General features: G+C 71.6%; 13 protein-coding genes and 1 pseudogene. 9 read left to right on the forward strand and 5 right to left on the reverse strand.

All coding sequences use genetic code 11. The features are described from left to right. Positions 1–21: 21 nt before the first annotated feature. A complete protein-coding gene (locus tag AB0B28_RS02615; RefSeq protein WP_360115304.1) occupies positions 22–429 on the forward strand; it encodes a multidrug efflux SMR transporter in 408 nt (135 codons plus the stop codon). Between the two features lie 61 nt (positions 430–490). On the opposite strand, the gene AB0B28_RS02620 is transcribed toward AB0B28_RS02615, so the two are convergent. Then, complete coding sequence (locus tag AB0B28_RS02620; protein ID WP_360115307.1) at positions 491–1,321, reverse strand: SDR family NAD(P)-dependent oxidoreductase; 831 nt, start codon at positions 1,319–1,321, stop codon at positions 491–493. A gap of 81 nt (positions 1,322–1,402) precedes the next feature. Between AB0B28_RS02620 and AB0B28_RS02625 the strand changes: the two genes are divergently transcribed. Then, the gene (locus tag AB0B28_RS02625; RefSeq protein WP_360115905.1) at positions 1,403–1,810 is read left to right on the forward strand and encodes a helix-turn-helix domain-containing protein; all 408 of its coding nucleotides are present in this window, start codon (positions 1,403–1,405) and stop codon (positions 1,808–1,810) included. A 24-nt stretch (positions 1,811–1,834) separates the two neighbouring features. On the opposite strand, the pseudogene AB0B28_RS02630 reads toward AB0B28_RS02625, so the two are convergent. Further along, positions 1,835–3,214: pseudogene (locus AB0B28_RS02630) on the reverse strand (PLP-dependent aminotransferase family protein); the annotation flags it as partial. Between AB0B28_RS02630 and AB0B28_RS02635 the strand changes: the two are divergent. Beyond that, entirely contained in the window at positions 3,213–4,454 is a 1,242-nt protein-coding gene (locus AB0B28_RS02635; protein WP_360115310.1) for an aminotransferase class V-fold PLP-dependent enzyme, read from the forward strand. The pseudogene AB0B28_RS02630 and the gene AB0B28_RS02635 sit on opposite strands and share 2 nt — an antisense overlap. Further along, entirely contained in the window at positions 4,451–5,734 is a 1,284-nt protein-coding gene (locus AB0B28_RS02640) for an MFS transporter (protein WP_360115313.1), read from the forward strand. Before AB0B28_RS02635 ends, AB0B28_RS02640 begins: the two co-directional genes overlap by 4 nt. A gap of 6 nt (positions 5,735–5,740) precedes the next feature. Here the strand turns inward: AB0B28_RS02640 and AB0B28_RS02645 are convergent, their stop codons facing one another. Continuing rightward, positions 5,741–6,568 carry an alpha/beta hydrolase gene (locus AB0B28_RS02645; protein ID WP_360115316.1) on the reverse strand — a complete coding sequence of 276 codons (828 nt, stop codon included), beginning with the start codon at positions 6,566–6,568 and terminating at the stop codon, positions 5,741–5,743. A gap of 183 nt (positions 6,569–6,751) precedes the next feature. Between AB0B28_RS02645 and AB0B28_RS02650 the strand changes: the two genes are divergently transcribed. Then, the gene (locus AB0B28_RS02650; RefSeq protein WP_360115319.1) at positions 6,752–7,945 is read left to right on the forward strand and encodes a sulfotransferase; all 1,194 of its coding nucleotides are present in this window, start codon (positions 6,752–6,754) and stop codon (positions 7,943–7,945) included. Here AB0B28_RS02650 and AB0B28_RS02655 read toward each other — a convergent pair. Next, on the reverse strand, positions 7,924–9,042 hold the full coding sequence (locus tag AB0B28_RS02655; RefSeq protein ID WP_360115322.1) for an alpha/beta hydrolase: 1,119 nt from the start codon (positions 9,040–9,042) through the stop codon (positions 7,924–7,926). The two genes, AB0B28_RS02650 and AB0B28_RS02655, sit on opposite strands and share 22 nt — an antisense overlap. Before the next feature lie 186 nt (positions 9,043–9,228). Between AB0B28_RS02655 and AB0B28_RS02660 the strand changes: the two genes are divergently transcribed. Genes AB0B28_RS02660 through AB0B28_RS02675 form a run of 4 tightly spaced genes read left to right on the forward strand, consistent with a single transcriptional unit; the run spans position 9,229 to position 13,692 of the window. Further along, positions 9,229–10,344 carry a histidine kinase gene (locus AB0B28_RS02660; protein WP_360115325.1) on the forward strand — a complete coding sequence of 372 codons (1,116 nt, stop codon included), beginning with the start codon at positions 9,229–9,231 and terminating at the stop codon, positions 10,342–10,344. Further along, a complete protein-coding gene (locus AB0B28_RS02665; protein ID WP_360115328.1) occupies positions 10,332–10,985 on the forward strand; it encodes a response regulator transcription factor in 654 nt (217 codons plus the stop codon). Before AB0B28_RS02660 ends, AB0B28_RS02665 begins: the two co-directional genes overlap by 13 nt. A gap of 42 nt (positions 10,986–11,027) precedes the next feature. Beyond that, positions 11,028–11,771, forward strand: coding sequence for an ABC transporter ATP-binding protein (locus AB0B28_RS02670; RefSeq protein ID WP_360115331.1), 744 nt, complete (start codon positions 11,028–11,030; stop codon positions 11,769–11,771). A 1-nt stretch (position 11,772) separates the two neighbouring features. Beyond that, positions 11,773–13,692 carry an ABC transporter permease gene (locus AB0B28_RS02675; protein WP_360115334.1) on the forward strand — a complete coding sequence of 640 codons (1,920 nt, stop codon included), beginning with the start codon at positions 11,773–11,775 and terminating at the stop codon, positions 13,690–13,692. Here AB0B28_RS02675 and AB0B28_RS02680 read toward each other — a convergent pair whose 3' ends face one another. Further along, positions 13,693–14,871, reverse strand: coding sequence for an MFS transporter (locus AB0B28_RS02680; RefSeq protein WP_360115337.1), 1,179 nt, complete (start codon positions 14,869–14,871; stop codon positions 13,693–13,695). Positions 14,872–14,932: the final 61 nt, after the last annotated feature.

Below are 14,932 nucleotides of genomic sequence, written 5' to 3' on the forward strand. Positions count from 1 at the left end.
ACATTCTTGAAAGGAACCACCATGACCACCAACGCCTCCACCGCCAAGACCACCGCCAACAAGAAGAACGCCGCCTGGATCGCCCTGCTGCTCGCCGGAGTGTTCGAGGTCGGCTACGCCCTCAGCGTCAACGGCAGCGCCGGGTTCACCATCCTCACCTGGTCCCTGACCGCGATCGTGTTCTTCCTGCTCACCCTCTACTTCCTCAGCGTGGCCCTCAAGAAGATCGACGTGGGCATCGGCTACGCGGTCTGGGCCGGCATCGGCGCGGTCGGCGCGGCGGTCTTCGGGCCGATCTTCTTCTCCGAGACCTTGACGCTGGCCAAGGCGCTCTGGCTGGCCGTCATCATCGCCGGGGTGGTCTGGCTCAAGCTCGCCGACAGCCTCGCCGCAGCGGCCGCCCGCAAGGCCGAGCTCGCCGCCGCCTGAACACGCCACATAGGACGACACCGAAACGGCACCCGCCTCGCGCCGGGTGCCGTTTCGGTGTTCAGATCTCGGCGAGCAGCTTCGCCGTGGCCTCGGCGAGGCGAGACGCGTTGGCCCGGTTCAGGGTCGGGAGCGTCAGCGGGAGCTCCCTGCCACGATCGTTCGCGGTGAGCCGCGCCGCCGGAGGGCGGTCGAGGAAGCCGTGGATCGGCGCGACGGACCGCTCGACCGAATGCGCGGCCACACCCGCGGCCAGGCGGAGCAGGACGCGCCCGGCGGCCGGAAGCGGACTGAGGTCGCCGCTCTTGGTGAAGCCCGGGTGGTACAGGACGTACTTGGCCGGGCCCGCCGGTTCGGCCGCGTAGGCGACGCCGAGGAGATCGTTGGCCCGGCCCGCCTGGAGCTGCGCGGCGATCATGCCGTACCCGCGGGAGAGTTGCAGGTCGTCCCAATGGATCTCGCCCTTGGTCATCCCCACACCCGCGACGTTGACGATCACCGGATTCCGGCTGCGGCCCAGCAGTGGCCCGAGGCCCCGGCCGAGCAGGTGGCGGCTGAGGTAGTAGAGCGCGAAGGTCCGCTCGAGTCCCTCAGGCGTCTCGGTTCGCTTGGGCGACTGCCGGTTCGCGAAGAGACACAATCCATCCACAGTGGTGTGATTCTCGGCGATCGTGTCAATGACCCTCTTAGTCTCGGCGACGCTGGAGAGGTCGGCCTGGAGGAACTCGACGCGGCCGTTCGCCTCGGCCAAGAGTCGAGTCCCCTTGTCCGCGTTGCTGCCGATCGCGACGACGCGGTCGCCCCTCGCGGCGCGGGCCAGCGCGAGGGCGCGGCCCATCCCGTCGGTGCCGCCGCTGATGACGACGGTTCGGGGGTGGTGTGGCTCGGACATGGCAGGATTCCTTAAGTGGTTACCGATAGTGCGCACCCTCATCTTCGGTAACCGCTGTCGCTCGCACAAGGAGGCAGTTCGATGTCAGGTACGCACACGGAGGTTCCCGTCCTGGTCAGCGCCCCGCTGCCGGACCCGGTGCCCGCCGAGGAGTACGAGCGGTGCCCGGTGACCGACGTGCTGCGCCGCATTGGCGACAAGTGGTCGATCCTGGTGATCGTGCTGCTCGGCAAGCGCCCGTACCGGTTCAACGAGCTGCATCGCGGCATCGAGGGCATCAGCCAGCGGATGCTCACCCGCACGCTGCGCGGCCTGGAAGCCGACGGGCTCGTGCACCGCGAGGTGTTCCCCACGAATCCGCCGAGCGTCGAGTACCGCCTCACCCCGCTCGGGCGCACGCTGCTCGATCCCCTTTCGGCCCTTGCCGAATGGGCCGTGGAGCACGCCGGTGACATCGCGGCGTCGCGTTCGTCCTATCAGGCCGGATAAGTCGGTGAAGCCCGCGAGCGCCTTCCCCAGGCGACGGGCGCCTTCGGTGAGCTCGGTGAGGTCAGCCGGGGCGGCGAAGCTAATCCTCAGGTGCGGGGCCTGCGCTTCGGTGGGGAAGTAGCGGCTGCCGGGGCTGACCGTGACGCCGAGCCCGCGGGCCGCGGCGGCCAAGGCGGTGTCGTCGGTGCCCGCGGGCAGGCGCGCCCACAGGTGCAGGCCGCCGGTCGGGAGGCGTTCGACGGCCGCGCCCGGGGCCTGGCGATGCAGCGCGGCGGCCAGGGCCGCGCACCGTTCCCGAAGGGCCGCAGCCAGTCCGCGCACATGCCGGTCCCAAGACGGGGAGCTCACGACCTCCAGCGCGGCCTCTTGCAGCGGGCGGGCGATGAAGAAGTCGTCGATCATGCGCACCGCCCGCATGCGCTCGGCGACCGGCCCGCGGGCGGTGAGCGCGCCGATCCGCAGGCTCGGCGCGGCGGGCTTGGTCAGGGAGGTCACGTGGACGACGGTGCCGTCGCGGTCGTCGGCGACCAGCGGTTTCGCCAGGGCCCCACCGTGTCCCAGGTCCCGCGCGAAGTCGTCCTCGATGACGAACGCGCCCGACGCGCGCGCCACGTCGAGGATCTGTTCGCGCCGATGCGGCGCGGTCACCGTGCCGGTCGGGTTGTGGAACGTGGGCTGGGCGTACAGCAGCCGCGCGCCGGTCATCGCGAACGCGTCGGCGAGCAGGTCCGGCCGCAGGCCCTCCGCGTCGATCGGGACCGGCACCGGCCGCAGCCCCGCGGCGCGCATCGCGGCCAGCGCGAGCGGATAGGTCGGCGACTCGACGAGGATCGGGCTGCCCGGGCCCGCGATGGCACGGAACGCGATCGACAGCGCGCTCTGGCCCCCGGCGGTGACCAGCACGTCCTGGGCGGTCACGTCGCCGCCGATGCGCCGGGCGAACACGGTGCGCAGCGCGGTGAGGCCGCCGACCGGCGCGCGGTCCCACGCGTCGGGGCGGCGCGCGGCCCGCGCGAGGGCCGCGCCGAGCGCGCGGGCGGGCTGGAGCGAGTGGTGGAGGTAGCCGCCGTCCATCGCGATGGTCCCGGCCGGGGGCGGCGCGAGCCGGTCGGCGACGAGGCCGGTGTCGACGCTGCGGTCGGTCAGGGCCACGGTCTGCCACGCGGTGTCGGCCTCCGCGGCCCGGCCCTGGCTCCTCGGCGCGGCGAACGTGCCGCTGCCCGGGCGCGTCACCACCGCGCCTTCGGCCGCGAGAGCGGCGATCGCGCGCGTGACGGTGGCCGGGCCGACCTTGTACTCGCGCACCAGCTCTCGGCTGCTGGGCAGCCGGTCTCCGGGCGCGAGGCGGGCCACGAGCGCGCGCAGCCGGTCGGCCAGCTCGCCAGAAGTGCTACTCTCGTACATGAGAGACTATAATAGCGCTACTGGTTCGAATCGAGAAGCACTTCCGGCCCTGGACGTGGCCGCGCTGCGGGCCGACACCCCCGGCTGCGAACGCGTCGTCCACTTCAACAACGCCGGTTGCGGCCTGCTCGCCGCTCCCGTGCGCGACACCATGATCGAGCACCTCCGCCTCGAAGCCGAGATCGGCGGCTACGAGGCCTCGGCCGCTCGCGCCGACGGAGTCCGCGAGTTCTACACCGAGGTCGCCGCGCTCATCAACGCCGGGCCCGACAACATCGCGTTCGCCGGCAGCGCCACCCACGCGTACGCCAACGCCCTGGCCTCGATCCCGTTCGAGCCCGGCGACGTCATCCTCACCACTCGGGACGACTTCGTGTCGAACCAGATCGCGTTCCTGTCCCTGCGCAAGCGATTCGGCGTGCGCATCGTCCACGCCCCGGACGCCCCCGAAGGCGGTGTGGACGTCGAGGCGATGGCCACGCTCATGCACGCGCTGCGGCCCCGCCTGGTCTCGGCCACGCACGTGCCCACCAACTCCGGGCTCGTGGCCCCGGTGGCCGCGATCGGCCGCCACTGCCGCGAACTCGACCTACTGTACCTTGTGGACGCGTGCCAGTCGGTGGGCCAGTTCACGATCGACGTCGAGGCCATCGGCTGCGACTTCCTCACCGCGACCTGCCGCAAGTTCCTGCGCGGCCCAAGGGGTTCGGGGTTCCTCTACGTGTCCGACCGCGTGCTCCGCGAGGACTACGAGCCGCTGTTCATCGACATGCACGGCGCGCGCTGGACCGCGCCCGAGGAGTACACGCCCGTGGCCACGGCCGCCCGCTTCGAGGAGTGGGAGTTCCCTTACGCCACAGTGCTGGGCAGCGCCGCCGCCGTGCGCTACGCCCGGGACGTGGGGATCGAGGCCGTCGAGCAGCGCACCCCCGCGCTCGCGGCCCGGCTGCGGGACCGGCTCGCCCCGATCGAGGGCGTGCGGGTGCTCGACAAGGGGCCGTTGCTGGCCGCGCTGGTCACGTTCACGATCGAAGGCTGGGAGCCGCAGCCGTTCAAGGCCGCGGTCGATGAGCGGGACATCAACTCCGCGTTGAGCTTCCGCGAGTTCGCGCAGTACGACTTCGGCGACAAGGGCGTCGACTGGTGCCTGCGGCTCTCCCCGCACTACTACAACACCGAGTCCGAAGTGGATCATGTGGCCGCGGCGATCGCCGAGCTCGCGTCCGAGGGCCGCCGATGACCGCCACGGCCACGCCTCCGGCCCCGGCGCAGTACAAAAGCCTGTGGCGCAACGGCGACTTCCTCAAGTTCTGGCTCGGCGAGACGCTCTCGCTCCTGGGTGCGCAGGTCACCAACCTCGCGCTGCCGCTGACCGCGATCCTAGCGTTCAACGCCTCCGACGAGCAGGTCGGCGTCCTGCGCTTCCTGCAACTGGTCCCGTACCTCGGGCTGGCCCTGATCTTCGGGGTGTGGGTCGACCGGGCCCGGCGGCGCCCGATCATGCTGGGCGCCAACTTTACCCGGATGATCCTCATCGCGCTGGTGCCGATCCTGTACTGGGTCGGCGTGCTCGACATGGTCTCGCTCCTGGTGATCGCCTTCGCGATCGGGGTGGTCTCGGTGCTGTTCGACGTCAGCTGGATGTCCTATGTGCCCACTCTGGTGAAGGACCCGAAATACTACGTCGAGGCCGGATCCAAGCTCGGGATGAGCGCTTCGGCCTCCGAGGTGGCCGGGCCCGGGATCGCGGGCGTCCTGGTCGGGGCGCTCACCGCCCCGATCGCCTTGATCGTGGACGCGTTCTCGTACCTGGTGTCGCTGATCTCGCTCATGCTCATCCGCTCCCCAGAGCCCAAACCCGAGCAGACCGCGCGGCGCCACTGGCCGAGCGAGCTGCGGGACGGCCTGAAGTGGGTGCTGGGCAACCCGATCCTGCGCTCGCTGGCGCTGATCGGGTTCTGCTGCAACCTGTCGATGGTCTCGGTGTGGACGATGTTCCTGCTGTACGGCACCCGCGACCTGGAGCTGTCCTCCACCACCCTCGGCGCGATCTTCGCCACCGCTTCCGTGGGCGGCCTCATCGGAGCCGTCATCTCCCGCAAGGTGATCGGGCGCTTCCGTCTCGGCATGGTCTACCTCGTGGCCCAGTCGATGCTGCTCGTCGGGCCCACGCTCATCGTGGTCGCGGGCGGGCCGCAGCCGGTGATGATCGGGATGTTCGTCCTCTCGTTCTTCACCACCTACCTGGGGCTCGGCGTGGCGGGCGTGGTCATCGTGAGCCTGCGCCAGGCCAGCACCCCGCAGGCACTCATGGGCCGGATGACCGCCGTGTTCCGCACGCTCCTGTTCGGCGGCGGCGCGCTCGGCGGCCTGTTCGCGGGCCTGCTGTCGGGCCGGATCGGGGCACACGGCGCGCTCACGGTCGCGGCCGTGGCCTCCGCCGCGGTGATCATCGCGCTCGTGCTCTCCCCAGTGATCCGGTTGCGCGAGTTGCCCACGCCGCCACCGAATCCGACGTAGCGCGGTTCAGCGCGCGAATTCCCGGATCGCCTCGGCGAGTGCCTTGGGCTGGTCGAGCGGGATGAGGGTCCCGCACTCGTCGAGCTCGACCAGCTCGGCGCCGGGGATGAGCTCGGCGAGCCTGCGGCCGTGCTCGGGCGGCATCATGCGGTCCTGACGCCCCCAGACGATCAGGGCCCGGCCGGTGTACCCGCGGAGCGCCTCGGCGGCTTCGAGCATCGCGTCCCGGCGCGTGTTCCGCAGGTATTTGACGAGGTCGGCCCGGACGGCACGGTCGCCGCGCAGCGGCGCGAGCCACGCGTCGGTGAGTTCGTGCGGCACCTCCTTGGCGGTCATGACCGCGAAGCCGGTGCCGGGGACGCGGCGCAGCGGCCGCGGGGTGAGCGCCAGACTGAGCGCGTAGATCCCGCCGGGGACCTTCGCGGCGGCCGTCATCAGGGTCCCGCCGGATTTCGGCGGGTAGTTGTCGAAGGCCTCGCAACCGGCGATCACCATGCGGCGCACCCGTTCGGGCCGCTCGGCGGCGAGCTGCTGGAGGCGCCCGGAGTCGTTCTCGACGAAGACGGCGTCCTCAGGGAGCTCCAGGGCGTCGGCGAACTCGCCGATGAGCAGCGCCGCGGTCCGCGGGCTGAAGTCCGCGTCAGGACGCAGCGGCAGCCGGTGCGATCCGAAAGGGAGGGTCGGGACGATGACGCGGTGGTCGGCGGCGAGATCGGCGGCCACCGCGCGCCACACGTCGCCGTTCTGCAACAGGCCGTGGATGAGGAGTACGGCCTGACCGGTGCCGTTGTCCTCGTAGGCGATCGGTCCGAGGGAGAGTTCTGCGGTCGGCATAGGACACCCTTTCGCTCACGGGCAAGTGTAGGTCGCCGCCTGCGATTGCGGGGGTCATAGGATCGACTCGGGCGCCCGCACGGGCCCGATCCGGTCTCCCCCGACTGTCGTCATTCGAGAGGACCCCACCCCCACATGAACAGTGACCGCACCACACTTGCATTTAAAGTTGTAAATGTCGGTATGACGCCGACGCTGCGTTCGCGCAAGGACCCCGACCGGGCCTGGGCCAAGGCCGTCCAGCGCGCCGAGAAGACCGCCGGGAGCCGGGTCGACGAGGGTGACGCGCAGTGGATCGAGGACTTCCGGTTCCTCACCGGCTGCGTGGCCGAAATCCCGAACCTCTCGCCGATCGGGTGGTTCACCACGCTCATGGACGCCCAAGCGCGCCTGGTGAACCGGCTGCGCATCCGCGACCTGCATCGGGCCCACCCCGAGATCGCGAAGGAGCCGATCGAGCGGCCGGTGTTCGTGGTCGGCCTGCCGCGCACCGCCACCACGCTGGCCCACCAGGTGCTCGCGCGGTCCAAGGAGTGTCGCGGCCCGCGCCTGTGGGAGATGGTACGCACCGACCTGCAACGCGACGCGTCCGAAGAGGACAAACTCGCCAAGGCCGTGTCCAAGCAGTTCTCGGCCACACGGTTCGCGCCCGACTTCGACCACATCCACCCCGTGGACGCCCGCAAGCCCGAAGAGAGCATGTTCCTCTTGCCGCACGGGCTCTACCACCTGCTGTTCCACGCGCCGATGCCCGAGTACCGGAAGTGGTTCGCCGAACGCGACACCACTGTGGACTACGAGTATTTGAAGTCGGCGCTCCAGGTGCTCCAGTACGGCCGCCCGCGCACCGAAGACGGCGCGGTCCACCGCTGGGTCCTGAAGTACCCCATGGACTTGGGGCAGATGCCCGCGATCCGGCAGGTCTTCCCGGACGCGACCTTCGTGTGGACCCATCGCAGCCCCGTCACCGTCATGGGCTCGCTGTGCAGCCTCGCCGACCTCGCGCAGAGCCTCTTCGTATCCAAAGTGGATCGCATCGAGCTCGGCAAATACGCGATGGAACTCATGTCCGAGATCGTGGAGTCGGGCCGGGCCTACCGCCAGAAGCACCCCGAGGCCGTGGTCGACGTGCCCTACCACCGCCTCGCGGACGACCCGTACAAGTTCGTGCCCGACCTGTACCGCCAGCTCGGCCTGTCCTGGTCGCTCAAGGACGAGGGCCACCTCGGGCAGGCGCTCGAACGGCCGCTGAGGGACCGCAAGCACGAGTACACCCTCGGGGCCTACGGCCTCGACGACGACATGGTGCACCGCGCGTTCGCCGACTACGAGGCCATGGTCAGTGCCCAGAACTTCTACTCCCGGCGGGTGCGCTGAGGTGACCGCTCGGCGGTGAACGCGGCGGCGGTGAAGGCCTCCACCGCGTTCACCACGGCCTCGAAGCGCGGCGAATGGAACAGGTCGAACCCGTGCTGGCCGCCAGGGAGCTCGGCGTGGACGACCGGCTGTCGTGAGACCGCGCGAAGTCGGTCGGCGAATCGCCGCGCGTCCGCCGGGTCGGCCACGGTGTCGCCAGCGCCGTGCACGATCAGGAACGGCGGCGCGTCCGGCCGGGCCAGGTCGGCCGGATCGGTCTCGGGGCGGTGGAAGTAGTGGCCCCAGTAGCCGCCGAGGCCCACGACTGCGGACACGGACGTGTCGACGTGCTCGAACCCGGGCTGGTACTCGGGCTGGTCCGGGTTGAGCGCGGCCATGGTCGACATGTGCGACCCGGCCGAGGAGCCGGACAGCACGATCCGCTCGGGGTCGGCCCCGAAGTCGGCGCCGTGGGTCCGCACCCAGGCGACCACGCGCTTGACGTCGATGATGTGGTCCTCAAGGGAAGCGTCGGGGCGGAAGCGGTAGTTCGCGCTGACGCACACCCAGCCCCGCGCGGCGAGCCGGTGGAGCAGCGGCCGGGCCTGGGTGTTCTTGCGTCCCATCGTGTAGAAGCCGCCGTGGAAGTGGATGAGCACCGGCGCGTTCTGTGGGGCGGAGCGGTGGCGGTAGACGTCGAGCAGGTTGCGCTTCCCGGCCGGGCCGTAGGAGAGGTTCGCGATCCGCTCGACCTCGCGGGGCCGGACGGCGAACGGCATCGACAAGATCCGCCACAGCGGCAGCCGCGTCGACATCAGCGTCGGCCCCATCGCGTCTTGGAGCACCCGCGGGGCGCGCAGACCGCGCCACAACGTCAAGACCGCGCACGAGCCCGCGACCAGGGCCGCGACGATCGTCACCGGGGAGGTCAGGTCGCCTTGGACGTAGGCGAGCGCGGTGCTCGCGGCGAAGACCGCGACGGCGAGGAACGGCAGCTCCAGGACCGCGATCGTGGCCAGGAAGACCGCCGTCCCCGGGCCCATCGGCAGGCGCGGCAACCGGACCGCCGCGACGACGAAGAGCAGCAGCCCCACCAGGTACCCGTACGGAACGCTCATCGCCGCACCAGCTTCGGGATCACCGCGGCTGCGACCGGAGTTCTGTGAATGTTCATGCCGCCCAGTCTGGTCCGCGCGAAGGCCCCGCACATCGGCCGCGAAGCCGCGGCCTGACCTGCCTTGGAAGGGCCCGTCTCCTACTTTCGTAGGTGACCGGCGGCAACCACTCGTGGCTAGCATGGCCCGGTGACCGAGCCTCGTTCTCCCCGCCGCGCCGAGATCGCCGGGATGGCCGCGGGCGCGGGCCTGCTGACCGGCCTGTCCCTCGCGGCGCGCCCGGAGCTCGGGCCCCTCGACTACGCGGTCGCCGTACTCGCCCTGGCCGCCGCGATGGGGCAGCTGTGGCGACCGGTGAGCGGCGCGCTCGCCGCCGCCGTCCTGGCCGTGCTCTCCCCGGTCGCCACCCCGGCCGCGACGATCGGCGCGCTCCAAACCGCGTGGCGGCGCAGGTTCACCGCGGCCCTCACGGTGGCCGCCGTCGGGATCGGCGTCCATCTCCTGCAATGGATCTGGTACCCCAATCCCTCGCTGACGTTCGGGTGGTGGGCGCTCCTGGTCTCGGTGGCCTACGGCGGGCTCGTCGGGTGGGGCGCCCTCGCCCGCTCGCGTCAGCTCCTCCTCATCTCCCTGCGCGAACGCGCCCGCCGCGCCGAGGCCGAGCAGGGCCGCCGCGTCGCCGAGGCCCGCGCGGCCGAGCGGCGCGGCCTGGCCCGCGAGATGCACGACGTGCTCGCGAACCGCCTTTCACTGGTCGCCACGCACGCGGGCGCGCTCGAATTCCGGCCCGACGCGCCGCCTGAGAAGGTCGCGCTCGCCGCCGGGGTGGTGCGCGACGGCGTCCACCGGGCCCTCGAAGAACTCCGCGAGGTCATCACCCTGCTCCGCGAGGACGACGAGGCCGCGACCGCCGGGCCCCCGCCGAGCCGGGACGACCTGCACGCGCTTCTGGCCGACACCCGCGCCACCGGCCGAGAAGTGCTGCTGTGCGGCGACTTCCCCGAATCGCCGCTGCCGCCCTCGTTGGGCCGCAACGCTTACCGGGTACTCCAAGAAGGCCTCACCAACGCCCGCAAGCACGCCGCGGGCCCCGTCGAGGTCACCGTGACCGGCGAGCCCGGCGCGGACCTCGTGATCGAACTGTCCAACGCGCTGCCCGAGCCCGGCACGGCCGGGACGATCCCCGGCGCGGGCCTGGGCCTGGTCGGTCTCACCGAACGGGTGCGCCTCGCTGGCGGCGAGCTCGACCACGAGCGCGCGGAGGGCCGATTCCGGCTGCGGGCCCGGCTACCATGGCCTCTGTGATCCGCGTGCTCCTGGTCGACGACGACGCCCTCGTGCGCGCCGGTCTGTCCATGATGCTCGACGGCGTGGGCGACATCGTCGTGGTCGGCGAGGCCGGGGACGGCCGCGAAGCGCTCACCGCCGCCGACGCCCACCATCCCGACGTGGTCCTCATGGACCTTCAGATGCCCAATGTGGACGGCATCGCCGCGACCCGGCGGCTGCGCTCGCGACCCAATGCGCCCGAAGTGATCGTGCTGACCACGTTCGACACCGACGAGCACGTCCTCGACGCCCTCCGCGCCGGAGCGAGCGGGTTCCTGCTCAAGGACACCCCGCCCGCGCGCATCGCCGACGCCGTCACCCGCGTCGCCGCCGGAGACCCCGTACTCTCACCCGAGATCACCCGAAAGCTCATGATGCGCAGCGTGACCCAGACCGGCGCGTACGAACGCGCCCGCACCGCACTCGCCGCGCTGACCCCGCGCGAGCACGACGTGGCCGTGGCGATCGGCAACGGCCGCAGCAACGCCGAGATCGCGACCGAACTGGCCATGAGCGTCACCACCGTCAAGTCACACGTCTCGAGCATCCTCACCAAGCTCGGCTGCGACAACCGCACCCAGATCGCCCTGCTCACCCACGACGCCGACCTCGTCTGACCGGGCCCGAGCCGCGCGGCCGCCCGGACGTAGGCTGGCGCGGTGAACCACACCGCCCCACCGCCCCCGGCCGTCCGCCTCGACGGCGTGACCCGCGTGTACGGCGCGCACGGCACCGCCGTGCGGGCCCTCGACGGCGTCGACCTCGCGTTCCCCGCCGGTTCATGGACCGCCGTGATGGGCCCCTCCGGCTCGGGCAAGTCCACGCTGCTGCACTGCGCGGCGGGCCTCGAACGGGTCACCTCGGGCCAGGTCTGGATCGGCGAGGAGGAGATCACCGACGCCTCCGACGACCACCTGACCCGGTTGCGCCGCACCGAGGTCGGGTTCGCGTTCCAGGCCTTCAACCTCATCGGCGCGCTCACCGCCGAGCAGAACGTGGCCCTGCCGCTGCGCCTGGCCGGGCGCAAGCCCGACCGCCGCGAGGTCCACCGCGTGCTCGACGCCGTGGGCCTGGCCGAGCGGCGCAGGCACCGCCCCAGAGAGCTCTCGGGCGGCCAGCAGCAGCGCGTGGCCATCGCCCGCGCGATGGTCACCCGGCCCGCGGTGCTCTTCGCCGACGAGCCGACCGGCGCGCTCGACACCAAGGCCGCCAAGGACGTGCTCGCGCTGATGCGATCCATGGTGGACGACCACGGCCAGAGCACCGTCATGGTCACCCACGACCCCGCCGCCGCGGCCAGCGCCGACCGGGTGGTCTTCCTCAAGGACGGCCGCGTGATCGACACGCTCGACGGTCCGTCCACAGCGGATGTGGCTGATCGCCTCGCGCGGCTGGAGGCCTGAGGTGCTGCTCCTGGCATGGCACACGTTCCGCGACCGCTGGCAGGTCTTCGCCGGTGCGGTGCTCACCGTGTGCCTCGGGGTGGCCTTGGTGCAGTCCTCGCTGCTGGCGCTCGTGGCCGCCGCGACCGCGCCGATCCCGCCCGGGCTGAGCGAGGAGGCGGCACTGGCGTTGAGCTGGGCCTACGACGGGGCGATGACGCTGTTGTCGCTGGTGCTCGGCCTGGCCTCGTTCGTGGCCGTGTTCATCGTGAGCTCGACGTTCGGGTTCGCGGTGGCGCAGCGCCGCGGTGAACTCGCGCTGCTGCGCATGACCGGCGCGGGACGCGGGCAGGTCCGCAGGCTCCTGGTGGGCGAGGCGATCCTGTTGGGCTTCATCGGGTCCGTGCTCGGCATCGCGGTGGGTCTGCCGGTGCTGCGTCTCCAGGTCTGGCTGCTCGACCGCTTCGAGCTGGCCCCGCCCGGCTTCGACGTGCCTTGGCGGCCTTGGATTCTGGTGGTCTCGATCGGGTCCGGGGTGCTCATCGCGGTGCTCGGGGTGCTGGCCGCGTCGTGGCGGGCCTCGCGGGTGCGTCCGCTTGAGGCCCTTCGGGACAGCGGCAGCGCGTCACGGGTCATGACCGCCTCGCGCTGGACGATCGGCCTGGTGTTCCTATGCGGCGCAGCGGTGCTGTTCGCTCTGTTCCCGGCCGGGTCGGCGCCGCAGCCGGTGTGGTTCGTGCAGATCACGCCGTTCCTGGTCTCGGTGCCGCTGATCATCGGTTTCAGTGCTCTGGCCCCGCTGCTCGTGCCGCTCGTGGGCGGACTGTTCGGGCTGGTCATGCGCGGCCGGTTGGGCGAGTTCACGGTGGCGAACCTGCGTTCGGACGCCCGCCGCAGCGCTTCGACCGCCGCGCCGATCATGGTGCTGGTGGCGTTCACGGCCAGCATCGGCGGCACGCTCGTCACGATGAACGAAGCGGCGAGGCAGGAGCAGTCGGCGGCAGTGGACGGGGATCTCGTCGTCACCACGGCCGACCGCGACCCTGGTGTGTCGCAAGTGGATGGCGTCACGGCGGTCTCGGCGGAGGCCGAGATCATGTTCGAACTGCGCTTCACCGTGTACGAAGACACGTGGTACGAGCCTCGGTTCGGCCTCGTGGTCGACCCCGAGGCCTACGCGCAGACCCATGCCGTGGAGGTCGTCGAAGGCGACCTCGCCGACCTGACCGGGCCCGCGGTCGCCGTGAGCCCCAGCGAGGGAACCGAACGCGAATGGCGCGTGGGCGACGTGCTGCCCGCGCGGCTGGACGGCGAGGACGTCGAGGTCCGGATCGCGGCCGTGCTCGCGCCGACCGTGGCGGGCCCGAACTTCCTGCTCTCGCCCGACCTGGCCCCACCCGAGGCCGGGCCGTGGCAGCACGTGGTCCAACTCGACTCGGGCGCGGACGCCGACGTGGCCGCCTGGCGGCTCAGCGAGTTCGGCGAGGTCGCCACCGTCGAGGCCTGGGTCGACCGGGCCGCCGCCGAAAAGGAGCGCCTCACCCGCGACCTCATGATCGTGCTGCTGGGCCTGACGATGCTCTACACGGTGATCGCGATCGTGAACGCCGTGGTCATCGCCGCGTCCGGCCGCCGCCGCGAGTTCGCCGCGGCCCGCGTCACCGGCCTCACCCGCGGCCAGGTGGTGCGATCGGCCGTGGCGGAGTCCCAAGCGGTGGTGCTGATCGGGCTGCTCCTCGGCGGTCTCGCCGCGTCGGCGTCGGTGCTGGGCGTCTCGATCGCGATCCGGAACCTCATCGGCCTCAACGTGATCGAGGTGCCGTGGCCGCTGTTGATCGCCCTCGCGGCCGGCACCGCGGTCGTGGTCGCGGTGACGAGCGCGGTGACGGCGTGGTCGGCGACGCGCACGCCGCCGATCCGTCTCGTCGGCGCCCGCGAGTGATCAGCGTTCGCGGGCGCGGCCCAGGAGGACCGTGAACCAGCCGGCGAGGACCAGGGCCGCAGCTGTCCACAAGAGAATAGGGCCGCTCGCGGCTTCGAAGACGACTCCGCCGACGAGCGCGCCGAGGGCGATGCTCGCGTTGAAGACCCCGGACCACATGGCCGAGCTCTGCTCGACGTGGGTCGGGTCGGCCGCGCGGATCCATGCTCCGGTGGACGCGGTGATCGACCCGTACACCAAGCCCCACAAGGCGACCGTGATCAGTGCGGTGATCGCGTCGGCGACCGCGAACGGCAGCAGCGCTGCCGCGATCACGATGCCGCCCACGGCGATGAGCAGGGCCCGGCGCGGTTCCCTCGCCGCATAAGCGCCGATGATGAAGTTGCCGACCACGCCCGCGCCGCCGAAGGCCACGAGCGCGGCCACGATGAACCCGGGCGTCATGTCGCCGGACTCCAGGACCGGGCGCACGTACGTGTAGCCCGCGAAGTGTCCGATCACCACGAGCGCGGTGATGAGCAGCCCGGTCGCGACGCCGCGGTGCCGCCACGGGGAGAACAGGCCGCGCAGGCTCGCGCGCTCGGCGGCGGGCAGGCGCGGGAGGCGGGTCAGGACCAGGACCGCCGCGGCGGCGCTGAGGGCCGCGAGGCCGATGAAGGCCGCGCGCCAGTCCAGCAGGCCCGCGGCGAAGGTGCCGAGCGGGACGCCCGCGACCATCGCGATCGAGACGCCGGAGAACACGATCGTCATCGCGCGGCCCACGTGCCGCTCGGGCGCCAGGCGCGGGCCGATCCCGGCCGCGAGGGACCACACCACGCCCATCGCGACGCCGATGAGCACGCGGCCGAGCGCGAAAAGGGCGAAACCGGTGGCGACCGCGCTGAGAGCGTTGCCGACCGCGAGGACGCCGAGGAACGCCGCGATCACGGTCCGGCGGTCGGATCGCCCGATGAGCGTGGGCGTGAGCGGGGCGAGGACGGCGGCCACGATGCCGGTGATGGTCAGCGAGGTCCCGGCCAGGCCCGGGGCCACGCCGAGGTCGGCCGCGATCGGGGTGAGCAGGCCGACGGGCATCATCTCGGCGGTGACCACGCTGAAGGTGCTCAGGGCCACCGCCAGGACCGGGATCCAGGGGAACGGTGGCGCGTCCGGGCGGATCGCGGTGCTGGTGGAAGTCATGGGTTCGGGTCGTCCGTTCATCGAGGGCGGAATTCGCATACGCCGTGTATGCGAATGACCG

It is taken from the genome of Glycomyces sp. NPDC046736, from assembly GCF_040645615.1.
GTDB lineage: Bacteria > Actinomycetota > Actinomycetes > Mycobacteriales > Micromonosporaceae > Glycomyces.